This window comes from Kluyvera georgiana ATCC 51603, from assembly GCF_001654985.1.
Taxonomy (GTDB): Bacteria; Pseudomonadota; Gammaproteobacteria; order Enterobacterales; family Enterobacteriaceae; genus Kluyvera; species Kluyvera georgiana.
Genome location: NZ_LXEU01000049.1, coordinates 99,897 through 122,752 on the forward strand (window position 1 = coordinate 99,897; position 22,856 = coordinate 122,752).

The following is a 22,856-nucleotide window of genomic DNA, read 5'->3' on the forward strand; positions in this document are numbered from 1 at the left end:
GACTATTGACCGGATGTAAAAGAATTATAATTTAGTCATCATGTTATTAATATATGCTACCCAGCCATTATGGATTCAATTAATTGATTTATTTTTTATATGATTTAAATCAATGAGTTAGAATGATTTATTTTATTATTATTGATTAAAAAAAGACCTTCTCGATATTTGTTGTACACTTAATAGTTTAGGTTAGCGCAAAAAACAAACCACTTTTCTGCCTGTAAAAATAAACACACCATTACAATGGGTTATTTGAACAAGCATGAAGTATCGCTTGTTATGTTGGATGGCGTTATCGCTACTGGCAGGAGTTAATCTATTTTCTCGTCTGTCTTAATTTATTTTCGTGTCCCGGCGTACTCAAACGTATTTCCCCCTCTCTTTCCGTTCTCCTTCACCCGTGCCCTGGCTAACTTTTATCACAAACAAGATAGGCCAGGAGAATGCAGAAAGGGTTCAGACAGTGTAATCTCCCAGATCGCTGCGCTCGATGACTTCATATCGTCGTTCTCAATCAGCGCATCGGCAGGAACGAGTTGGCCCAGAAGATGAGCTGACTAGCTAACATATTGAACGTTCGGTGGTTTTAAATGAAAAAGCTGTTTGTGCAGTTCTATTTGCTGCTGTTTGTCTGCTTTCTGGTCATGACCATGCTGGTCGGGCTGGTCTATAAATTCACCGCCGAACGCGCGGGTCGTCAGTCGCTTGATGACCTGATGAAGAGCTCACTCTATTTAATGCGCAGCGAGCTGCGCGAAATTCCGCCGCGCAACTGGAGTAAAACGCTCAACGAGCTGGATTTGAATCTGTCGTTCGACCTGCGTATTGAACCATTGAGCAAATTCCAGCTTGGCGACAACGCCATGCAGCACCTGCGCGAGGGCGATATCGTGGCGCTGGACGACGAATATACGTTTATTCAGCGTATTCCGCGCAGCCACTACGTGCTGGCCGTCGGCCCCATCCCTTATCTCTATTTTATGCACGAGATGCGTCTACTCGATATTGCACTGATGGCGTTTATCGCTATTTCACTGGCCTTCCCGGTGTTTATCTGGATGCGGCCGCACTGGCAGGACATGTTGCGCCTGGAAAATGCCGCTCAGCGCTTTGGCGATGGACATCTGGGAGAGCGTATCCACTTTGACAGCCTGTCGAGCTTCGAGCGTCTGGGTGTCGCCTTTAATCAGATGGCCGACAATATCAACGCGCTGATCGCCAGCAAAAAGCAGCTGATCGACGGAATTGCTCACGAATTACGTACGCCGCTGGTGCGTTTACGTTATCGGCTTGAAATGAGCGAGAACCTCACCGAGGCCGAATCACAGGCGCTTAATCGGGACATCGGGCAGCTCGAAGCCCTGATTGAGGAACTGCTCACCTATGCCCGTCTCGACCGGCCGCAAACCGAACTGTCGCTCACCACGCCCAACCTCCCCAGATGGATTGCCGCGCATGTTGAAGACGTACAGGCGGTAAACCCGCAGCGCGAAATCACGCTGGTTCAACTGACGCCAGGCGACTACGGCGCGCTCGATATGCGCCTGATGGAGCGCGTGCTCGATAACCTGATTAATAACGCCATGCGCTACAGCCAGACGAAAATTCAGGTGAGCCTCACGCTCAACGGCAGCCTGGCCTGCCTGCAGGTGGACGATGATGGCCCCGGTATTGCCGTTGACGAGCGTGAACGCGTCTTCGAACCTTTTGTCCGCCTCGATCCCAGCCGCGATCGCGCCACCGGGGGCTGCGGCTTAGGTCTGGCGATTGTTCACTCCATCGCCACTGCGATGGGCGGCCACGCGAGCTGCGACAGCAGTCCCCTTGGCGGCGCGCGCTTTAGCCTACAGTGGCCGATCTACCACCACATCTCCCTGCCCGCGGCTAGCTGACCGGGGTTTGCACGGTGTTGCATCCTGGTATAGAGTCATTAATATAAAGTATGTTGTAACTAATTAACCAGGACACTCGCCGTGACCCGCTACGATCTCGTTGAACGACTCACCGATACTTTTCGCCAGCTTGAGCGCAACCTTGCCGAACTGCGTAACGAGCTGTCGGCATGCCGTCTGCTGACAGCGCGCATTTTTGTGCTGCCTGAGGTCCGTAAAGAGTCTGAACACGCGCCGCTCTCGCAGATTCAGGTACAACAGCATCTGGGGCAGACAGCGTTTGCCATGGCGCTCCAGCATTTTAGCCATCTGTTTATCCAGCAGCAGTCAGAAAACCGCAGCAGTAAAGCGGCAGTGCGCCTGCCGGGCGCCATCTGCCTGCAGGCCGGCAGCGAGCAACACGAGGCGATAAGCGCCCGAGTACAACAGATTAACGGCCTGAAGGCTGAGCTGGAGAAAATTATCACCGTTGATTCTGGCCTACCGCCCGTGGCGCGCTTCGAATGGGTACATCGCTACATTCCCGGGCTGATTACGCTCAATGCCTACCGCTCGCTTGCGCTGCTCTCCGATCCCAGTACCCTTCGTTTTGGCTGGGCGAATAAACATATCATCAAGAATCTGACGCGCGATGAGGTGCTGGCACAGCTGGAGAAAAGCCTGAAGTCGCCGCGCGCCGTGCCGCCGTGGACCCGCGAACAGTGGCAAGCACGTCTGGAACGCGAGTATCAGGATATCGCCGCCCTGCCGCAAAAGGCCCGGCTGAAAATTAAACGGCCGGTGAAGGTGCAGCCGATTGCTCGCGTCTGGTATGCAGGCGAACAAAAGCAGGTGCAGTACGCCTGTCCCAGCCCGCTGATTGCCGTGATTTCGGGTCGCAATGGCGTCAGCGTCCCTGACCTGGGCGAGCTACTGAACTATGACGCCGATAACGTGCAGTATCGCCATAAACCAGAGGCGCAGCCGCTACGGTTGATTATCCCCCGGCTACACCTCTGGCTGGCGACGGATTAAGCCTTAGCCGTCAGACTGCCGACCATCTCCTGCGGACGAACCCAACGGTCGAACTCTTCGGCGCTGAGATAACCTAACGCCAGCGCCGCGTTTTTCAACGTCAGCCCCTCTTTATGCGCTTTTTTAGCAATTTCAGCCGCCTTATCGTAGCCAATATGCGTGTTAAGTGCCGTCACCAGCATCAGCGATTCGTTAAGCAGCTGGTCGATACGTTCGCGGTTAGGTTCAATGCCCACCGCGCAGTGCTCGTTAAAGCTTTCCATGCCGTCCGCCAGCAGGCGAATCGACTGCAACACGTTATGAATAATCATCGGCCGGTAAACGTTCAGCTCAAAGTTACCCGAGGCTCCCCCCATGTTGACCGCCACATCGTTGCCCATCACCTGACAGCAGAGCATGGTCATCGCTTCACACTGAGTCGGATTCACTTTCCCCGGCATAATGGATGACCCCGGTTCGTTTTCCGGTATCGACAGTTCACCAATACCGCAGCGCGGGCCGGAAGCGAGCCAGCGTACGTCGTTGGCGATTTTCATCAGCGAGGCCGCCAGCCCTTTTAACGCGCCGTGCGCATGCACCAGGGCATCGCAGGTGGCCAGCGCTTCAAACTTGTTTGGTGCGGTGACAAACGGTTGGTTAGTCAGCGCCGCGAGCTCCTGCGCCACCCGCACCGCGTACTCTGGATGCGTATTCAGGCCGGTCCCCACCGCCGTACCGCCCAGCGCCAGCTCGCTCACGTGCGGCAGACTCTGTTCCAGGTGGCGGCGATTATGTTCCAGCATTGCCACCCAGCCGGAGAACTCCTGCCCCAGCGTGAGCGGTGTGGCATCCTGCAGATGCGTACGACCAATTTTGACAATATCGCGAAAACGCTCAGATTTTTCGCGTAGCGTGGCCTGCAACACCGCCAGCTGCGGCAGCAGATGTTCGCGCAGCGCAATCACCGCCGCCACGTGCATCGCCGTGGGGAACACGTCATTGGAGCTTTGGCTTTTGTTCACATCGTCATTCGGGTGTACCAATCGCGACATGCCGCGCTCGCCGCCCAGCAGCTCGCTGGCGCGATTTGCCAGCACTTCATTCATGTTCATGTTGCTCTGCGTGCCCGAACCGGTCTGCCAGATAGCCAGCGGGAACTCATCCGGATGCTGGTTGTTCAGCACCTCATCCGCCGCGGCAATAATAGCGCCAGCTTTGTCGGCTTTCAGCAGACCTAAATCCTGGTTCACCTTAGCCGCCGCGCGCTTGGTCAGCGCCAGGGCATAAATCAACGAAAGCGGCATTTTCTCGGTGGAGATACGAAAATGCCCGAGGGAACGCTGGGTTTGCGCGCCCCACAGTTTGTCGGCTGGCACCTCAATCGGCCCCATAGAATCGCTTTCGCGGCGTGACGTTGTCATTACTTTCTCCTTGAATTCAAAGTGATTGTGAAGTGACATTGCTCAAGCAGGCTAAGATGATTATGGTACAAATAAAAACCGCCCCGAAGGGCGGTTAAAAGATTACTTCACGCAGCGGGCGCACTGTGACGCCTGAATCTGTTGGAAGAAGTCGTTCCCTTTGTCGTCCACGAGGATAAACGCCGGGAAATCTTCCACTTCGATTTTCCAGATAGCCTCCATTCCCAGTTCAGGATACTCCACGCACTCCAGGCTCTTGATGCTGCTTTGCGCCAGCACCGCCGCCGGGCCGCCAATGCTGCCAAGATAGAAACCGCCGTGCTTATGGCAGGCATCGGTCACCTGCTGGCTGCGGTTGCCTTTTGCCAGCATGATCATACTACCGCCTTCAGACTGCAGCTGGTCAACGTAGGAGTCCATACGCCCTGCCGTGGTTGGGCCGAGAGAACCAGAAGCGTAGCCTTCCGGCGTCTTTGCCGGGCCCGCGTAGTAGATCGGGTGATCTTTAATGTACTGCGGCAGACCTTCGCCTTTGTCCATACGCTCTTTCAGCTTGGCGTGCGCAATATCGCGCCCCACGATAATCGTGCCGCTGAGCGACAAGCGCGTTGAAACCGGATACTGGGAAAGTTGTTTCAGGATCTCCTTCATCGGACGGTTGAGATCCACCTTCACCGCTTCGCCTTCACCGGCTTTACGCAGCGATTCCGGAATATACTTGCCCGGATTGTTTTCCAGCTTCTCAATCCAGATACCGTGGCGGTTAATTTTGGCCTTGATATTACGGTCAGCCGAGCAGGAGACGCCCATCCCTACCGGACAAGAAGCGCCGTGACGCGGCAGGCGGATCACGCGAACGTCATGGGCGAAGTATTTTCCGCCGAACTGTGCGCCAAGGCCCAGGTTCTGGGCTTCTTCCAGCAGCTCTTTTTCGAGCTGCACATCGCGAAACGCCTGGCCGTGTTCGTTACCTTCAGTCGGCAGACCATCATAGTATTTGGTCGAGGCCAGCTTGACGGTTTTCAGCGTCGCTTCAGCCGACGTGCCGCCGATGACAAAGGCAATGTGATACGGCGGACAGGCTGCGGTGCCCAGCGTACGCATCTTCTCAACCAGATAGTTTTTCAGCTTCGCCGGGGTGATCAGCGCTTTGGTTTCCTGGTAGAGATAGGTCTTGTTCGCCGAGCCGCCGCCTTTCGCGATGCACAGGAATTTGTATTCGTCGCCATCCACGCTGTAGAGATCGATCTGCGCCGGCAGGTTGGTGCCGGTGTTCACCTCTTTGTACATATCCAGCGGGGCGTTCTGCGAGTAGCGCAGGTTGTCTTCGATGAAGGTATCGTAGACGCCGCGCGCCAGCGCCGCTTCATCACCACCACCGGTCCACACGCGCTGACCCTTTTTTCCCATGATGATCGCGGTGCCGGTATCCTGACAGGTTGGCAGAATGCCTTTGGCCGCGATATCAGAGTTACGCAGGAACTGCAGCGCCACGTACTTGTCGTTTTCGCTGGCTTCCGGGTCGTTCAGGATATCGGCCACCTGCTGCTGATGCGCAGAGCGGAGCATAAAGGAGGCGTCATGGAAGGCGTGTTTGGCGAGAAGCGTCAGCGCTTGCGGGGCAACTTTGAGGACTTCCTGCCCTTCAAATTCTGCGACGGAAACGTAGTCGTTACTCAACAGATAATATTCGGTTTCGTCCTTTTTTAACGGAAAAGGATCCTGATAATAAAAAGGTTTATTCGACATTGTGCTCTCACTTACAGCTTTGATGATGTGGTGAAGGGCAGTCTTTCCATTTGCCCAGGTTAAAAGCGAGTTACCCTATCGTACACAATTTTTTAACAAAAACTGAGACTAGTACGACTTTTTATTTCTTGAGCATACGAGAGCGCATTTTTTTGCTTTAATACGTCGCAAAGAATCCACATTGAAACAGGGCTTGATAATGCAAAAACTCATCAACTCAGTGCAAAACTATGCCTGGGGCAGCAAAACTGCGTTAACGGAACTCTATGGAATGACCAATCCTGACGGTCTGCCAATGGCGGAGCTGTGGATGGGCGCGCACCCCAAGAGCAGCTCAAAGATAACGGATAGCAAAGGAAGCGTACATTCATTACGTGATGTGATTGATGCCGACAAAACCGCGCTACTGGGCGAAAAAGTCGCCGCACGTTTTGGCGAGCTTCCCTACTTGTTTAAGGTACTGTGTGCCGCTCAGCCGCTCTCTATTCAGGTGCATCCGAGCAAAATGGCCGCCGAAGTCGGTTTTGCCAAAGAAAACGCCGCCGGTATCCCGCTGGATGCGGCCGAACGTAACTACAAAGATCCGAATCACAAGCCGGAGCTGGTTTTTGCCCTGACGCCGTTCCTGGCAATGAACGCCTTCCGCGAGTTTGCCGACATCGCCGCGCTGCTTGCGCCAGTGGCTGACGCCAACCCGATTATCGGCCAGTTTATCGCCGAACCGACCAGCAAGCGCCTCAGCGCCCTCTTCGCGGGTCTGCTGAATATGCAGGGCGAAGAAAAAAACCGCGCCCTGCGCGTGCTGCGCACCGCGCTGGAAACGCAGCAGGGCGACGCCTGGGATGCTATTCGCCTGATTGCCGAGTTCTATCCGGACGACAGCGGCCTCTTCTCCCCGCTGCTGCTGAACATCGTGAAGCTCAACCCGGGCGATGCGATGTTCCTGTTCGCAGAAACACCGCACGCCTACCTGCGCGGTACCGGTCTGGAGGTGATGGCTAACTCCGATAACGTCCTGCGCGCGGGCCTGACGCCGAAGTACATTGATATTCCGGAACTGGTTGCCAACGTCAAATTCACCGCGAAACCGGCGAACACGCTGTTAACCCAACCGACTCAGCATGGCGGCGAGCTCGATTTTCCGATTCCGGTCGATGATTTCGCGTTCTCTCTACACGATGTCTCCGCCGAGCAAACCCACCTCGCACAGGACGGCGCAGCGATTGTCTTCTGCCTGGAAGGTGAGTCGGTACTGAGTAAAAACGATCGGCGTCTGGTGCTGCAACCGGGTGAATCTGCCTTTGTCGCGGCCAATGAGTCACCTATTCAGGTGAGCGGCAGCGGTCGTTTAGCGCGCGTATATAATAAGTTAAAGTAAATACTGAAGTTTGCGGACAGGCTTGCTACTCTTTGGTATAGCCTTATGACTTAACCAGGCGGCCTTCCCGCCTGGTTTCATTTTTATGGACAAATATGATGAAAAAAACGCGGGTTGCTGCAGGTGTCATTGTCGCTTTAGGGGTTATCTGGACAGCGGGCTCCTGGTACACAGGTAAACAGCTTGAATCACGTATTGCCGAAATGGTTGCGCAGGCGAATGCCCAGCTGAAGCTAACCGCACCAGAAGCGGGCCTGGAGCTGAGCTACCAGGATTACCAGCGCGGCGTCTTCAGCAGTCAGCTGAAAATGGTCGTCAAACCGCTGGCCGGTGCCGAAAACTCATGGCTGAAACCGGGCCAGAGTGTCTTGCTGGATGAAAACGTCAGCCACGGTCCCTTCCCGCTGGCTTCGCTGAAATCGTTCAATCTGGTGCCCGCCATGGCGTCAGTCAACACGGTGCTGGTCAATAACGACGTCACCAAGCCGCTGTTTGATATTGCCAAAGGTCAGTCACCGTTTGATATCAACACCCGCATCAGCTACAACGGCGATACCTCATCGGCTATTTCACTCAAACCGCTGGATTACGAAAAAGAAACCGACAAGGTGACCTTTAGCGGCGGTGAATTCACGCTTTCCGCCGACAACCAGGGCAGTCTGGTGTCGCTGACCGGCGGAGCCAAAAGCGGCCAGGTGAACGCGGTTAACGAATACGGTCAGAAAGTGCAGTTCACTTTCAACAATCTGGAAACCGACGGTTCCAGCAAACTGACCACCTTTGATGAACGCATCGGCGACCAGACGTTGAGCGTTGAGCGCCTGGCTATTGGTGTGGAAGGAAAAGATCTGGCCGAACTGAACGGCATGCGCATCGCCGGCAAATCTGAGCTGACCGCCGATGGCAAAAAAATCAACAGCCAGCTGGACTACTCTCTCAACAGTCTGAAGCTACAAAATAAAGATTTCGGTAGCGGGCAATTGACGCTAAAAGTCGACGGTATCGACGGCGTCGCAATGCATCAGTTCAGCCAGCAGTACCAGGCGAAGACCCAGGCGCTGATGGCGCGACCGGATCTGGCGCAAAATCCTGAACTGTACCAGCAGCAAGCCGTGGACGCCCTGTTCAGCTCGCTGCCGATTTTGCTGAAAGGCGACCCTGTTGTGACACTGTCACCGCTTAGCTGGAAAAATGCCAAAGGCGAAAGTTCTCTGAACCTGTCACTGGCGCTGAAAGATCCTGCTCAGGCAACCGGTGAAGCACAGACGCTGGCACAGCAGGTCGATCGTGGCGTGAAATCGCTCGATGCCAAACTCAACATCCCGACCGGGATGGCCACTGAACTGATGACCCAGGTTGCACAGCTGGAAGGCTATCAGCAGGATGAAGCAGCGAAGCTTGCCAAACAGCAGGTTCAGGGGCTAGCGGCAATGGGCCAGATGTTCCGCCTGACCACCACGCAGGACGATGCGATCACCAGCAGCCTGCAGTACGCCAATGGTCAGGTGACGCTGAACGGGCAGAAAATGCCGCTGGATGAGTTCGTCGGTATGTTCGGTATTCCGACGCTGGCCGATCCGGAAGAACCGGCCGCAGCACCCGCGCCGTAACCGACTTCGGCTACAGCAACGAAAGCCCCTCAACGAGGGGCTTTTTATTATTTCCGCGCCACCAGCCGCGGCGGCATAATCAGATTTCTCGCCGCCCCCTGACCGGTATCAATACGTTGTAAAATCCGTTCGGCCACGCTGTGGCCCATTTCCCGCGCAGGCGTCGTCACCCAGGTCAAGGGGACGTCATCCAGCGCCGTCTCCGGTACGTCGGCAAACGCCGCCAGCGCCACGCGCTGTTCAAAGTAGCTCTCAACGCTGTCTTCACCACTTTGTTTACCCGCGCGCATCAGACCGAACCAGGCGCCCATGGCAATCACGCTGTTGTAACACAGCACCGCTGAGATGGTCGGATTGTGCCGCAACAGCGCGGTAATGGCTTCCGCCGCCTGTTTCTGGCTGGACTCGCACTCAAGCACCCAATCGCTGTGAAACGGCAGACCGTACTTGATAAGCGTGGCGCAATAACCGCCCACCCGCTCTGCTCGCGTGAGTGATGAACTTTGCCCGCCGAGCCAGGCAATACGCTGATGGCCGCGACGAATCAGATGTTCGGTCACCAGCTGCGCGGCCTGCATATTGTCCGGACGAATGATATCCACCTCATCGAGGTAGCTCGCACGCGAGGCAAACACCAGCGGCGTGGCGGTTTCTGCCGCTTTAGCCCGCAGCTCCGATGCCTGATCCACCGACCCCGCAATCACCACGCCATCAACGCCCTGCGAAACCAGGGCTTCAAAGCGTTGCAGCATCTGCTCCCCACGTTTGCCACCCTGGGTTAAAAAAACCATTTTGCCCTGTGATTCCAGCGCAGCCGTCATCCCCGCCGTCAGTTCGGCGTAAAAAGGTGATGACAGGTCGCCAACGATCAGACCAATCACCCCCGTCTGCCCACCGCGTAGCGAGACGGCCTGGCGGTTACGCACGAAACCCAGTTGATCGATGGCCTGATAAACCCGCTCGCCGGTTATCCCCATTTATGGTCGAGTTACCGCCGACGCCCTTGCTCAGGCTCCGGCGGGTAACTATGCCATACCGTCACGCTGACCGTCGCTTACTAACCGTAACCTCACTAAGGGTGAAACCGATGAAGCATTTACTGATTGCGGCGGCGATCGCGGCCTCCGGTACCCTGCTGGCCCTGCCTTCAGCGGCGGCTACGCTTCAGGTTTATCCGGTTAACATCGGCTTTTGCGCGGGTGAAACCGCGCAGGCCGTTTACGTGAAGAACACCGGCAGCGCGGCGATTGGCGCACAAATTCGCGCCTATGCCTGGCATCAGCAAAATAACGAAGAAATGCTCCGCGAGACCGGGGATCTTGCGGTCAGCCCGCCGATGACCAATATCCCCGCGGGCCGCCAGCAGCTGATCCGGGTGATTGTTCCAGCGCCACTTACCGGCGGCGACGAACGCGCCTACCGGTTGGTAGTGGATGAACTCCCGGGCGCCAGTAATATGGCGCCCAAAGATGGCGTGCGCTTTTTACTGCGCTACTCCATTCCGGTATTCGTTAATTGCAACGCACAACCGCCCAATCCGCAGGACCTCGTTTTTAGCCTCGACCGCTCGGCTCACCCGGTCATGCTTAGGGTACGTAATAACGGCGCGCAGCATATTAAGCTCGGCAATCTCACCCTGCTCTCCGGCGGCAAACGCCAGGTGATGAGCCAGGGGCTACTGGGGTACGTATTGCCCCACAGTGAAAAGGAATGGCCTTTACCTAATGGAATCAGCAGCGCGTCATCCTTGTCACTGAATTTAAATGATAATGAGCAAAAACAGACCTTTAACCTTACACCTTAAAACGCTGCCAATCTGGTTTCTGGTCTGTTTTCACGCGCATGCCGCGGCCGCTGAGACACTCTATCTGACCGCCGTCATTAACGGACAGCCGATTAAAGGCTTCGTGAAGGCCAAAAGTATTGATAATAAACTGTTTATTGCCGTCAGTGATGCCCGCAAACTGGACATCAAAACCGCCTCGCTGCCCCTGGAGAAAGGCTACGTCGATTTCAGCTCGCAGGACGGGCTGAACGTCACGTTCGATAACCTGAACCAAAGCATCAATATCGTCGCCAGCCAGGACTGGCTTGGCCGCGACAGTCTGCTGACCAACGACAACGGTTCACACCTGATTCATGCCGACCAGCTTTCTCCGCAGGTGCGCGGCCTGGCGCTGAACTATAACGTGTTCACCAGCCACGAAAACGGCGAACAGGATGCTTCGCTATCCAGCGAGTTTCGTACCTTTGGTCTTGGTCCGGGCTTTTTCTCTACGTCGATGAATACCCAGGATTCCACCGGGTCCAATAACGCGCAAAACGGCACCCGGCGACTGATGAGCAACTGGAATTATCAGAACGTGGATAAGCTGTTTTCCATGACGCTCGGCGATAGTTTTACTTCGACACAAAGCTGGACGCATAGCGTTCGCTTTGGCGGCGTGAGCCTGGCCCATAACTATGCCACACAGCCTAATTTCAGCACCTCATCGCAGGATATTCTGACCGACAGCGTCACGCTGCCATCCACCGTCGATCTGTACGTGCGCGGCATAAAAACCTCCTCGCAAAAGGTCGACCCCGGCCAGTTCACCCTCAACACGGCGCCCATTTTTACCGGCAATGAGGGGGCCCAGGTGGTGATCACCGACATCAATGGCCAGCAGCGGGTGGTTAACCTGGATCTGTATGGCGCCACGCAGCTGCTTTCGGCGGGACTGACGACCTGGGGGATTAGCGCAGGTTGGGTAAGAGAGGATTACACGGAACGCTCCTTTGGCTACGACAACCAGTTGGTTGGCGTTGGCGACTGGCGCTACGGCCTGAGTAACAAAACCACGCTGGAAGCCCATACCGAACAGAGTACAGCGCTGCACTATCAGGGGCTAGGCTGGGATTATCTGCTGTCGCCAGAGCTGGGCATCATTCACGCCAACGCGGCAAGCGGCCAGTATCGTCAGGATGGCGGTCACCAATGGGGCGCAGGCTGGCAGTGGAATAACCGTCGACTCAATCTCTCTTTTAACCATTCACAGGCGGACAGCGGCTTTCGCGATATTTCATCTATTGCGGATAACCATCTTACCACCCGTGAAGATTCCGCATTCGCCAGCATCACCCTGGATGCTCCAGGAACCCTCGGCGTGAGCTGGGTGAGGCAAAATTACTGCGATTCATCCTCGCAGTATATCGGGCTGTCGTGGTCGAAAAGTCTGCCCCATCAGGTGAATCTCTCCTCGAGCATTACTGAAGATCTGGGCGACGAGCGCAATACCACGGTGTACCTGAATTTCAGCATGCCATTGAATAACCGCAAAGATTATCTGTCGTTGCAGAATAGTCACGATAAAGACGGTAACGCCGTGCAGGCCAGCCTGTCGCGCTCGCTGGATTCGAACAAACCAGGCTGGGGCTGGAACCTGTCGGCGCAGAATGGGAAGAGCAGCAATATGCATGCCAGCCTGCAACGCCGTACCCGCTGGAGCGATATGGCTCTCGGGATGAATCGACAGACAAGCGATAACGCGCTGTACGGTTCGCTTTCCGGCGCGTTAGGCCTGTTCTCAGGTAACCTTTACGCCACGCGTATGCTGGGCAGCGCGTTTGCCATCGTCGACACGGCCAATGTGCCGAACGTGCCGGTGTATCTCGAGCATCGACCGGTGGGCCATACGGATAAAAACGGCAGGTTGTTCCTCAATAACCTCAATCCTTATCAGGAAAATCGGATTGATATTGATGCGTTAGGTCTGGAAGAAGACTATCGCGCGCCTTACACCGAAGAGGTGGTGATCCCCCAAACCGGCCGCGGCGCGCTCGCCCGGTTCAGCATCTATAAAACCCGGGCAGTGCTGCTGACGGTGAAAATGGCCAACGGAAAAAGCGTGCCCTTTTCCGCCCAGGTTAACGTAGAAAATAAACGCGGTGAGGCGCCAGCACGGGGGACACAACAGACCATTACCGGCTACGACGGCAAAATCTATCTTGAAGATCCCTCCGCGGGCGGCAGCCTCAAGGTGCGGTGGGGATCATCCTCCTGTCGCGTAACGCTGCCGCAAAAATTTACCTCAACTCGCTCACTGGAGACGCTCAACGCACGATGTCAATAAATCGCCTTTTGGGGCTAGCGGCCCTGCTTTTCACGCTGATGTTCACACTGAGTCCGGACGCCCGCGCGGCAAACTGCTGGAACGGCAGCCCGGCAGGGTTAAGCTTTGGCACCGTCACGCCCGGTCAAAGTAGCGCTACCAGCACTAAACTCCCCTTTACCTGCAATAACTACGACAACCATAGCGAATTTGTCCGCGCCTGCCTGAAACTGATGGCCAACGACCCAATCCCGATGAGCCAGAATGAACCCTCAACCACGCCGCTCTATTTTTCGCTGTATTCGATTTACGATCTTCACCATCCGCTCAGCCAGAACGGGGATGTCTATGCGCAGATTGACCTTGAGCTGGCGGCCGGACAAGGCAACGTCGAGCACGACATCCCGTTGATTGGTAAAATAAATGCCGGGCAAAACAACGTCAGCGCGGGCGATTATTATGATTACGCCACCAGCGTACAGATAAGCTACACGTCGGCCTCATCAATGCAGGCGCTGCCTTCATGCAGCGGGCTTTCCGGCACCTCCGTGACCGATCAAATCAGCGCCACCGCCACCGTCAAAAACGGCTGCGAGATAGTCAACGTCGATGATATGGCCTTCGGCAATAAAAGCCCGGTTCAGGGCAGCCAGCTTCAGGCGGACGCGACGGCCAGCATCGCTATCCAGTGCCCTACCGGCACCAGCTACGCGTTAAGCATCGGTGAGGGTTTACACCCGGACGGTAGCCAGCGCCAGCTCTGTCATAACGGAGAATGCCTCCGCTACGATCTCTACCAGGACGCTGCCCATACCGCGCAATGGACACCAGGCAGCCCGCAAAAGCAGTACGCCAGCGGCGGGCAGCCGCAGCAGATGGTCGTCTATGGCCACGTACCGGCGCAGCAATGGCCGTCAGCGGGTGTTTATACCGACACGGTGGTGGTGACATTGACCTACTAAACGCGTGATATCGCGGCTGATGCACGGCGAAAAGTCTGCTTTCTCCTTACTGCTTTCCGCGTAATATGGAACCCGCACCTAATCGAGAAAACGCCGACCCATGAACTATTTGCCAACGCTGCACGCCCTACTTCTGAACGACGCGCTGAGGATGGAGGCGCTAATCGTCCTTCGTCATCTTCATCTCCCCGACGGCTGGATTGGCGCCGGTTTTGTGCGCGACGCCGTTTGGTCATATCGACATAAACACCCCCGGTCTCCTGTGCCTGCAGACGTGGATGTGGTCTGGTTTGATGATTCGCAATGCTCTGAAGCGCAGGATCGCGAGCTTGAAGCAACCCTGAAGCGGCTTAGCCCCGTCTTTAACTGGTCGGTTAAAAACCAGGCACGAATGCACCGGCGCAACGGTGACATTCCCTATCGCTCAACGGAGGATGCGCTACATTTCTGGCCTGAGACCGCAACGGCGGTAGCCGTAAGGCTCACGGATAACCATCGTCTGGAGACGATAGCGCCCTATGGGCTTGAGGACCTGTTTGAGCTAAGGCTACGCCCAACGCCGCGCTTTGAGCATGAAAAACGCGCGATTTTCTGGCAGCGGGTTGCGGAGAAGCGGTGGCTGACAAGGTATCCTTTGTTACGGATTATTGAGGATCATCCTTGCCATCAAACAGAATGAAAACCGCAAAAAGCGGGTTTGCATAATCATAATGACTCATCCCGACAGATAAACAGATTATCGCGATGCCAGGCGAGATAAGGAATGTTCTCGGCTTTGGGTTTGATGCCCATCGACTCATCGCATCCTAATGCAATACGGGCCGTTTCCGGTAAGCGTGGCGAGATTAATATGCCGCCATCATCTTTAAATGAAATCAATCCCTTATCAAATAAGATGTCCAGGTTGGGGGTAAGAAGCAGGCCATTGTACATGTCCAACCGCTCATCATTAGAGGACACTGACCAGGGTTTAATATGAGAAGCACGCAATGCCGGGATAAAATCGCAGCATGATACGCTGCATCCTTACCATAAATTAATCAAACCCGCACGGAAATTCCCCTGACCGATTCTTGCCAGAACCACCTGTTCGCGCTGCGTCTCGGCGATATCCGCTGTGGTTTGAACGTCACGCATGGCCATATCTTCCAACAACGTTTTCAGGTCAACGAAGTCAGGCGACAACCAATATTTTCTCTCAACACCAAACGTCCCCTTTTTCGAGGGCGCAATTCCATTTGCAACGCAAAACTCACGGTAATATTTGTCCAACAGCGCGTTGGGCGTTGGATTCTGCCCAAGAATGGTGTTGATGGCCTTGTTGGTTACACGACCATCGCGCATCGCATTCTCTCTATGGCTAACAAGCGTACTGCCGACATAGCCAATAAAGCGTGACGGTGCAAAAGCTACGCCTTTTGCGGAGCGGTACAACATGAAACAGGTTCCGCGTTGAATCAGCAGCCGGTACTCTTCTAACACCGCACCGGTGGAGCCACGCCCCCGTTCAAGCTCGGCAATATTCAATTTAATCTGTTCAATACCGTGCACCAGCTGCATATTCTTCCGCTGCTCCATTAATAAAATAAAAATCGTCCACCGATTAATATCGGCTAACTTACAGATATTCTTAAATTAAAATGGAAAAAAGAGCGTCGAATTATCGCGCTGTCGGCGTGTGGTTAAAGCTGTTGCTTTGGTGAAGCGCCGCCATAGCACGCTAAACGGCGTGTATTTGAATATCATATTCCCGGAAAGCGTCGGCATATTGTTTACTCACGCTCTCCTCAACCACCAGAATATCAATCTGGTGGCTTTCAGCGACGATATAGCGCGCGACGGCAGGAATTTTGTTGGACGTTAAGCCGACAATAATCTCGCTGCACTGCTGAATAACCGCTTTTTTAAATTCACAATCCGCGTAGTCGAAGCCGGTCAGGCCCGACTCGGGGGCCATAGCACAGCCGCCGATAAAGCCCTGATCGAAAAGAATGCCCTTCAGCTGTGCCAGCGCCGGAGCGCCAACGCAGCCGCCGGAGGCGCGCTGCACGCCGCCGCCCAGCATAATCACTTCACACAGCGGCTTTTTAAGCAGCGCAGTGGCGATTTCCGGCGAGTTGGTCACGACCGTCAGCTCGACGGTTGCCGGCAGCGCTTCGGCCATCGCCAGATTGGTTGTCCCGGAGTCAATAAATAGGCATCCGTTGGGCCTGACGAGTTGCGCACATTTCTGCGCGATTATGCTCTTTGTGTCCACCTTGGTTGTTTTCCGCTCAACGTAATTTCCCGCCTCAGGCAGCGTTGCCACGGCTCCGCCATAGACCTTTTTACAGATACCTTCCTTGCTAAGCCCATGTAAATCACGGCGAATGGTGTGTTCTGACACACCTAACTGCGCGGCAAGCTCCACGCAAACTACCCTGCCTTTCTCCGCCAGAATTTGGCGAATCAGTGCTTGCCGTTGATCGGGAAAAGCTGCATAATCGAGCAAAATAACTCCTTTATTCATTATAACGAGCAACAAGAAGCATGATCGTGCATTCCTGATGCTGCTGTCAATGTCCTGTCACTGGCGAAAAGGTTGTCACTATGCAATCAACCCCGGATATTAGTAACGATCGTTTATTACGAGGGCTACCGCAAAACCTCAGCCACGCGGTTAAGCATCTGGCACGTCAAACCCGAGCGTGGTTTAACAAACAGAAGATCGCCCAGGCTGAAGACCTGTTTATCCAGTATTACTACGAATCTCGCAAGGGTGAGCTGAAATCACTCTATGCCGCATTGTTAGCGCAGGCCGCCACTGAAAAGATTGCCATTCAGTCCATTGTTACTGAGTGTTTAACCACGGTCGTTGCCGCCGTGGTCTACATTCCCAAACGCGCCATTCGCCTGACGCTGGGCATGTTGACCTACTGGCTAACGCAATACCACGGTGGGCAGCATCACGGCCTGCCGTCATCCCGTGATGCCAGAGATTTAATTGCCGGAATTATTCGCGGCGAAGTAATTAAGTTGGGTTAATTCAGCCCTGTTACCGTATTTCAACCAACTAAAATGGAAGCAACGATGAACACTCACGCTATTGGCGACATTATTCTCTGCGAAGCGGCAATTGCCGAAGGTGTGCGCAACGTTGCTGCGCGACTCAATCAAGATTATACCGATGCCGTCGTGATTACCGTGGTGCCCGGCGGGATCCTCTACACGGCGGATCTGACCAGGCAACTCAATTTCGACATTAATATGGATTATATCTCCTGCCCGCACACGCCCGGCGAACGCCACAATAACTCCTCAATTGTTTATCACCAGAATATTGCGATTGCGAACCGTCACGTCATTCTTATTGATGATGCCATTGAGTCCGGGGGCACTATGAAGCGCCTGGTTGAGTTACTCCAGAACAATTTTCACCCCGCCTCCGTGGCCGTGGCCGTCCTGTTTGTCAAACCGGGCCGCGTCAGTATTCCGGCAAAATTGTACTATGCCTATGAAATGGAAAATGACGATCTGCTGGTGGGCTATGGGATGCCATGGGAAGATAAATATCGCAACCGGCCGAATGTGGCAAAACTCATTACTAAATAAAAGAGCTGCAGGGCATTACCGTTCGAGAGGTTTGCCAATCATCAGACGACACAATAAACCAGGTAAATACCCTTATTATTTCGCAAATACCCTGTTACATGAGTTTTTTCGATACTTTTAATCGGTTATAGCCCTATGGTATAATGTTTTGCACTTTAACTAAAATAAGGGTGCTGCCATGATCGATACCAACCTGCCTTTAACTGACGTTCACCGCCACCTTGACGGTAATATTCGCGCCCAAACCATCCTCGATCTCGGCCGCCAGTTTAATCTGTCGCTGCCTGCCTCTACGCTGGAAACCTTACTGCCACACGTGCAGGTCACCAGCAATGAACCGGATCTCGTGAGCTTCCTCAGCAAGCTTGACTGGGGGGTTAAGGTGCTGGCGTCCTTAGAAGCTTGCCGTCGCGTTGCTTATGAGAACGTAGAAGATGCGGCGCGCAATGGCCTGCACTACGTTGAGCTACGTTTTTCTCCGCGTTATATGGCGATGACCCACCACTTGCCGGTAGACGGCGTGGTCGAAGCGGTGATTGCCGGCGTAAAAGAAGGTTGCAAAGCCTTTAACGTTGAAGCGCGTCTGATTGGCATCATGAGCCGCACCTTCGGCGAAGCGGCCTGTGAAGAAGAGCTGAACGCGTTGCTGGCACACCGCGATGGTATTACCGCACTCGATCTGGCCGGTGACGAGCTCGGCTTCCCGGGCACTCTGTTCCTCGACCACTTCACTCGTGCCCGTGATGCCGGTTGGCACATCACAGTCCATGCCGGTGAAGCTGCCGGCCCGGAAAGTATCTGGCAGGCCATTCGTGAGCTTGGCGCGGAGCGTATTGGTCACGGCGTCAAAGCGGTTGAAGATCCTGCGTTGATGGATTTCCTTGCAGAGAAACGCATCGGCATCGAATCCTGCCTGACCTCCAATATTCAGACCAGTACCGTCGCATCGCTGGCGCAGCACCCGCTGAAAACCTTCCTGGAGCACGGCGTGCTGGCGAGCCTGAATACCGACGACCCGGCCGTACAGGGGATCGATATTCAACACGAATATCACATCGCCGCCCCTGCAGCGGGATTAACTGCGGCGCAGATTCGCCAGGCGCAGATTAACGGTCTGGAAATGGCCTTCCTGTCGGCTAGCGAAAAGCAGGCGCTAATCGCCCGCGTACAACGCGGATAAAAGCCATCCCGGTAGCTTTCGCTACCGGGATTTTCCTGCCTCTTTATACCAGCGTCAGCGCGGCGCGATGCTTTGCGGATTCAATGCCCAGTTCGATCAACTCCATAATCTGAATGGCCTGACCTGCGGGGACCGGGTTGTCGCCAATACCGTTCAGCGCATCGCGAATGGCAGCGTAATATGCAGGGTAATTGCCCGGCAGTGTCAGCCAGCTCTCTTCTACCCGCTCTTCGCCTTCAACCGTGGTCAGAATGCCGTCGCGCATATCATAGCCCCAGTCGGCTTGTGGCAAGCGTTCGCCGTTTTTCAGGCGATCTTCCTGCGGGTCGAGACCAAATTTCACATAGCTGGCCTGGGTACCATGGACGATATAGCGTGCCGTTTCTGCAGCCGCCAGCAGCGTGGAGTGGAGCACGACGCGACGCTGCGGATAGGTCAGCACCGCATGGAAGTAATCCGTCGCCTGCGCGCCCGGACGCAGCTGGCCGAGATCGACATACAGGCTTTGCGGTAAGCCAAACAGGTTGACCGCCTGGTCCAGTAAATGCGGGCCTAAATCGTACCAGATGCCGCTACCCAGCCCAGCCTGTTCACGCCAGCGGGCGCGTACCTGCGGCCGATAGCGGTCGAAGTGTGATTCGAAATGGGTGATGTCGCCTAATTTGCCTTCATTAATCAGCGCCTTAACCGTCAGGAAGTCGCTGTCCCAGCGACGGTTGTGGAATACCGAAAGCAGTTTGCCCTGCTGTTTTGCCAGCGTGCCCAGCTCGCGTGCCTGTGACAGTGTCACGGTAAAGGGTTTATCGACCACCACGTTCTTCCCTGCTTCCAGCGCAGCTTTAGCCAGCGGGTAATGGGTATCGTTAGGCGTAGGAATGACAATCAGATCAATACTCGGATCGTTAAACAGCGCCTGGGGGTCGGACACCACGCTGACCGCTGGCCAGTCGGCATGCACCTTAGCGGCGTCACTGCTGGAGACAATCGCCAGTTCCATACCTGGCGTGGCGCCGATCAGCGGCGCATGAAATGTCTTACTGGCGTAGCCATAGCCCACCAGCCCTACGCGGATTGGGTCACTCATATTGCAGCCTCACTTCTGAAGAAACGGGATTCAACTAATTTTGTAATCGATTTCTTATTTGACCTCATCTGATGATGCCGTACAACAGTTTAATAACATTATGGCCAGGCAAACGGTCGATTGTTGAAATATTAAGCATCCGTAGAATCGATTCCGCTGAAAACTTGCGTTGTGGTGCGAGCGCGCTAAGATCTTGCTCTGGCATTATTTTATCAATGGATTGTTAGATAAATTTCATGAATTCCGTATTGTCTCGTATTGTTGAACTGATTGGTTGGGTTATTCTGGGTTTTTCCGTTCTCCTGCTGTTTGTCGCGCATCACATCGACGACTATAAGTCGCCGGAACCCACGACCACCGCATCACTGCAAAAAAAGTAATTTCGACACGTTAAAAAAGTGATTCGGATCGCATCCGTGCAACCGGTTTCTGAAACCGGTTGCACATCATAAGCCCTCACTTTACACTCCCCTTATCACACAGATAAGGAGTGTTACATGTCTGCTTTTCCCCAAAATTTTCTCTGGGGTGCCGCTACTGCAGCGTACCAGGTTGAAGGTGCATATAACGAAGACGGCAAAGGCCCGTCTATCTGGGATATTTTCTCTCATCAACCCGGGGCCACCTACCAGGGAACCAACGGCGACGTTGCCGTCGACCACTACCATCGGGTCAAAGAAGACGTTGAACTGATGGCCGAAATGGGTCTGCAGAGCTACCGTTTTTCCATCTCCTGGCCCCGCCTGTTGCCGGAAGGCCGCGGCAAAATTAACGAAGCGGGCGTGAAGTTCTATAGCGATCTGATTGACGCGCTGCTGGCGCATAATATTGAGCCGATGATTACCCTCTACCACTGGGACCTGCCTCAGGCGCTTCAGGATGAAGGCGGCTGGGAAGCGCGTTCCACTGCGGAGGCGTTTGAAGAGTATGCCCGCCTGTGTTATTCACGCTTTGGCTCGCGGGTGAAGAAATGGGCCACCTTTAACGAAACCATCGTGTTTATTGGCCACGGCTATATCACCGGCAGCCATCCGCCGTCAGTGCGTAACCCGGCGCGCGCCATTCAGGCCTGTCACCACGTTTTTATCGCCCACGCCATGGCCGTGAAAGCCTTCCGCGGCATGGAGATAAAAGGTGAAATTGGCTTTGTGAACGTGCTTCAGCCGCACTCGCCGCTGACCAATAGCGCGGAAGATATTGCCGCAACCGAGCTGGCGGACGCCATTCATACCCACTGGCTCTACGACCCGGTGTTGAAAGGCCGCTATCCGGATGAACTGCTGGCACAGTCGCAGGCGCTATGGGGCGTACCGCGCTTCGCGCCGGGCGATGACGAACTGCTGCGTAACAACCGCTGTGACTTTATTGGTCTCAACTACTATCGCCGTGAGACCGTTTCCGCCCAGCCGCCCAAAGAAAAAGTCAGCGGCGAACAGGGCGTCGAGGGGCTGTTCTACTTCGTGCGCAATCCGGAAAGCGTCTATACCGAATGGGGCTGGGAAATCTGGCCGCAGGGGCTGACCGATGGCATCATGATGATCAAAGAACGCTACGGCGATATTCCTATCTATATCACTGAAAACGGCCTAGGCGCGGTTGACCCGATTATCGATGGAGAAGTGGTTGATGATCCGCGGATCGACTTCCTGCGCGTACACATTGATGCGCTGGAAAAAGCAATTGAACTCGGTGCCGATGTACGCGGATATTACCCGTGGTCATTTATCGATTTGCTAAGCTGGCTCAACGGCTACAAAAAGCAGTATGGCTTTGTTTACGTCGACCATAAGCAGAACCTGGCGCGTAAACGTAAAAAAAGTTTCTTCTGGTACAAAGACGTGATTGCCAGCCGCGGCGAAAACCGCTAACCCCTCCCTTTCAGGGCGTCAACCGACGCCCTGACTGCTTAAAAACGCCCTCTTTTTTGGGGTGAAATCAATAAGCACATTTTCTGTCATTGTAATTCATTCTTATTAGCCAAATAATCCGCAATATCCCACTGAGGTTGAGCGGCATACGCTGAACTCTCTATTAAAACGGATGTCAATAAACACATTGGCTATAAATGCCGCATTAACCGTCTCGTTTTCGCCCTTTTGCCCGGAAGAAAACGGTGTACGGTGAGCTTTAACATTATAATGGATGCCCTCAAATGACCGTTCTGGATTATTTATTAAAGTTCCGCAAAGTGAGTTCGCTGGACAATCTTGAAAAACTCTACGACCACCTGAACTATTCGCTGACCAACACAGAAGAGCTTATCAATATGTATCGCGCGGCCGACCATCGCCGTGCTGAGCTGGTTTCTGGCGGTCGTTTGTACGATGTTGGACAGGTTCCCAAGAACGTTTGGCGTTTTGTGCAATAATAGTTTTTTCCTCAGCGCCAGTTGCTTATACTCCTCGACCTGTATTTCCCTTCTCATGACTGGCGCTGATTTTCAGGAGACACAATGTCAGATAATTCTGCAGAACGTATTGGCGGATGGCTACTTGGCCCATTAGCCTGGCTGCTTGTTCAGCTTTTAAGCATCACCGTCACGCTGGTGAAATTTGGTTACGTCCTGCTTAATCCTCATACTCTGGCGCTGGTCAAAGAGATGGGCGGTAGCAATACCCTATTTCTTGGTCTGTCATTTCTGTCGTTTATTGCCATGTGGTATTACACGCTGTGGCTGACTATTGCTTTCTTCAAACGTCGTCGCAACGTGCCAAAACACTACATTATCTGGCTGATGATTGGCGTATTGCTGGCGGTCAAAGCTTTTGCGTTTTCACCTATCTCCGACGATCTGGCCGTGCGTCAGCTTCTGCTGCCCCTGCTGGCAGCCGCGCTGATTGTGCCTTATCTCAAGCGTTCTCAACGGGTTAAACGCACCTTTACCCGCGCGTAATAACCCCAC

General features: G+C 54.3%; 21 protein-coding genes and 1 pseudogene. 15 read left to right on the plus strand and 7 right to left on the minus strand.

What is annotated here, in order from left to right:
• The first annotated feature begins 593 nt into the window (after positions 1–593).
• Together rstB and tus are read left to right on the plus strand one after the other, a co-directional pair.
• A complete protein-coding gene (rstB, locus tag M989_RS12240; protein WP_064545640.1) occupies positions 594–1,895 on the plus strand; it encodes a two-component system sensor histidine kinase RstB in 1,302 nt (433 codons plus the stop codon).
• A gap of 81 nt (positions 1,896–1,976) precedes the next feature.
• Positions 1,977–2,909 (plus strand): DNA replication terminus site-binding protein, encoded by a 933-nt coding sequence (tus, locus tag M989_RS12245; protein ID WP_064545642.1) that lies wholly within the window; start codon positions 1,977–1,979, stop codon positions 2,907–2,909.
• On the opposite strand, the gene fumC is transcribed toward tus, so the two are convergent.
• On the minus strand, positions 2,906–4,309 hold the full coding sequence (gene fumC, locus M989_RS12250; RefSeq protein WP_064545644.1) for a class II fumarate hydratase: 1,404 nt from the start codon (positions 4,307–4,309) through the stop codon (positions 2,906–2,908). The two genes, tus and fumC, sit on opposite strands and share 4 nt — an antisense overlap.
• 102 nt (positions 4,310–4,411) lie before the next feature.
• Positions 4,412–6,058, minus strand: a complete 1,647-nt coding sequence (fumA, locus tag M989_RS12255) for a class I fumarate hydratase FumA (RefSeq protein WP_064545646.1) — start codon at positions 6,056–6,058, stop codon at positions 4,412–4,414.
• A 199-nt stretch (positions 6,059–6,257) separates the two neighbouring features.
• Between fumA and manA the strand changes: the two genes are divergently transcribed.
• Both manA and M989_RS12265 read left to right on the plus strand, forming a co-directional pair.
• On the plus strand, positions 6,258–7,436 hold the full coding sequence (manA, locus tag M989_RS12260) for a mannose-6-phosphate isomerase (RefSeq protein WP_064545648.1): 1,179 nt from the start codon (positions 6,258–6,260) through the stop codon (positions 7,434–7,436).
• A 98-nt stretch (positions 7,437–7,534) separates the two neighbouring features.
• Positions 7,535–9,046, plus strand: a complete 1,512-nt coding sequence (locus tag M989_RS12265; protein ID WP_064545913.1) for a YdgA family protein — start codon at positions 7,535–7,537, stop codon at positions 9,044–9,046.
• Between the two features lie 47 nt (positions 9,047–9,093).
• Here M989_RS12265 and malI read toward each other — a convergent pair.
• A pseudogene (gene malI, locus M989_RS12270) lies at positions 9,094–10,014 on the minus strand (Mal regulon transcriptional regulator MalI); the annotation flags it as partial.
• Between the two features lie 119 nt (positions 10,015–10,133).
• Here malI and M989_RS12275 point away from each other — a divergent pair.
• From M989_RS12275 to M989_RS12290, 4 genes are all read left to right on the plus strand, one after another.
• Positions 10,134–10,850: a fimbrial biogenesis chaperone gene (locus tag M989_RS12275; protein ID WP_064545651.1), complete on the plus strand. Its 717-nt coding sequence runs from the start codon at positions 10,134–10,136 to the stop codon at positions 10,848–10,850.
• The gene (locus M989_RS12280; RefSeq protein ID WP_064545654.1) at positions 10,816–13,158 is read left to right on the plus strand and encodes a fimbria/pilus outer membrane usher protein; all 2,343 of its coding nucleotides are present in this window, start codon (positions 10,816–10,818) and stop codon (positions 13,156–13,158) included. Before M989_RS12275 ends, M989_RS12280 begins: the two co-directional genes overlap by 35 nt.
• Positions 13,149–14,099: a spore coat protein U domain-containing protein gene (locus tag M989_RS12285; RefSeq protein ID WP_064545656.1), complete on the plus strand. Its 951-nt coding sequence runs from the start codon at positions 13,149–13,151 to the stop codon at positions 14,097–14,099. The genes M989_RS12280 and M989_RS12285 overlap by 10 nt, the downstream gene beginning before the upstream one ends.
• 100 nt (positions 14,100–14,199) lie before the next feature.
• Complete coding sequence (locus M989_RS12290; RefSeq protein ID WP_064545658.1) at positions 14,200–14,778, plus strand: nucleotidyltransferase family protein; 579 nt, start codon at positions 14,200–14,202, stop codon at positions 14,776–14,778.
• Between the two features lie 26 nt (positions 14,779–14,804).
• Here M989_RS12290 and M989_RS12295 read toward each other — a convergent pair whose 3' ends face one another.
• The 3 genes from M989_RS12295 to M989_RS12305 all read right to left on the minus strand — a co-directional run bounded on the left by M989_RS12295 (position 14,805) and on the right by M989_RS12305 (position 16,590).
• Entirely contained in the window at positions 14,805–15,089 is a 285-nt protein-coding gene (locus tag M989_RS12295; RefSeq protein ID WP_074398783.1) for an HNH endonuclease, read from the minus strand.
• A 36-nt stretch (positions 15,090–15,125) separates the two neighbouring features.
• Positions 15,126–15,659 (minus strand): hypothetical protein, encoded by a 534-nt coding sequence (locus M989_RS12300; protein ID WP_064545663.1) that lies wholly within the window; start codon positions 15,657–15,659, stop codon positions 15,126–15,128.
• A gap of 160 nt (positions 15,660–15,819) precedes the next feature.
• Positions 15,820–16,590 (minus strand): DeoR/GlpR family DNA-binding transcription regulator, encoded by a 771-nt coding sequence (locus M989_RS12305; RefSeq protein WP_064545914.1) that lies wholly within the window; start codon positions 16,588–16,590, stop codon positions 15,820–15,822.
• 98 nt (positions 16,591–16,688) lie between these two features.
• On the opposite strand from M989_RS12305, the gene M989_RS12310 reads away from it, so the two are divergent.
• From M989_RS12310 to add, 3 genes are all read left to right on the plus strand, one after another.
• Positions 16,689–17,123: a hypothetical protein gene (locus M989_RS12310; RefSeq protein ID WP_064545664.1), complete on the plus strand. Its 435-nt coding sequence runs from the start codon at positions 16,689–16,691 to the stop codon at positions 17,121–17,123.
• A 45-nt stretch (positions 17,124–17,168) separates the two neighbouring features.
• Positions 17,169–17,690 (plus strand): phosphoribosyltransferase, encoded by a 522-nt coding sequence (locus M989_RS12315; RefSeq protein WP_064545666.1) that lies wholly within the window; start codon positions 17,169–17,171, stop codon positions 17,688–17,690.
• Positions 17,691–17,868: 178 nt separating this feature from the next.
• Entirely contained in the window at positions 17,869–18,870 is a 1,002-nt protein-coding gene (gene add, locus M989_RS12320) for an adenosine deaminase (protein ID WP_064545668.1), read from the plus strand.
• Positions 18,871–18,913: 43 nt separating this feature from the next.
• On the opposite strand, the gene M989_RS12325 is transcribed toward add, so the two are convergent.
• On the minus strand, positions 18,914–19,954 hold the full coding sequence (locus M989_RS12325; RefSeq protein ID WP_064545670.1) for an oxidoreductase: 1,041 nt from the start codon (positions 19,952–19,954) through the stop codon (positions 18,914–18,916).
• A 236-nt stretch (positions 19,955–20,190) separates the two neighbouring features.
• On the opposite strand from M989_RS12325, the gene blr reads away from it, so the two are divergent.
• The 4 genes from blr to M989_RS12345 all read left to right on the plus strand — a co-directional run bounded on the left by blr (position 20,191) and on the right by M989_RS12345 (position 22,847).
• On the plus strand, positions 20,191–20,334 hold the full coding sequence (gene blr / locus M989_RS12330; protein WP_064545672.1) for a division septum protein Blr: 144 nt from the start codon (positions 20,191–20,193) through the stop codon (positions 20,332–20,334).
• 117 nt (positions 20,335–20,451) lie between these two features.
• Entirely contained in the window at positions 20,452–21,822 is a 1,371-nt protein-coding gene (locus M989_RS12335; protein ID WP_064545674.1) for a GH1 family beta-glucosidase, read from the plus strand.
• A gap of 284 nt (positions 21,823–22,106) precedes the next feature.
• Positions 22,107–22,322: a transcription modulator YdgT gene (gene ydgT / locus M989_RS12340; RefSeq protein WP_064545676.1), complete on the plus strand. Its 216-nt coding sequence runs from the start codon at positions 22,107–22,109 to the stop codon at positions 22,320–22,322.
• A gap of 84 nt (positions 22,323–22,406) precedes the next feature.
• Positions 22,407–22,847 carry a DUF2569 domain-containing protein gene (locus tag M989_RS12345; protein ID WP_064545678.1) on the plus strand — a complete coding sequence of 147 codons (441 nt, stop codon included), beginning with the start codon at positions 22,407–22,409 and terminating at the stop codon, positions 22,845–22,847.
• Positions 22,848–22,856: the final 9 nt, after the last annotated feature.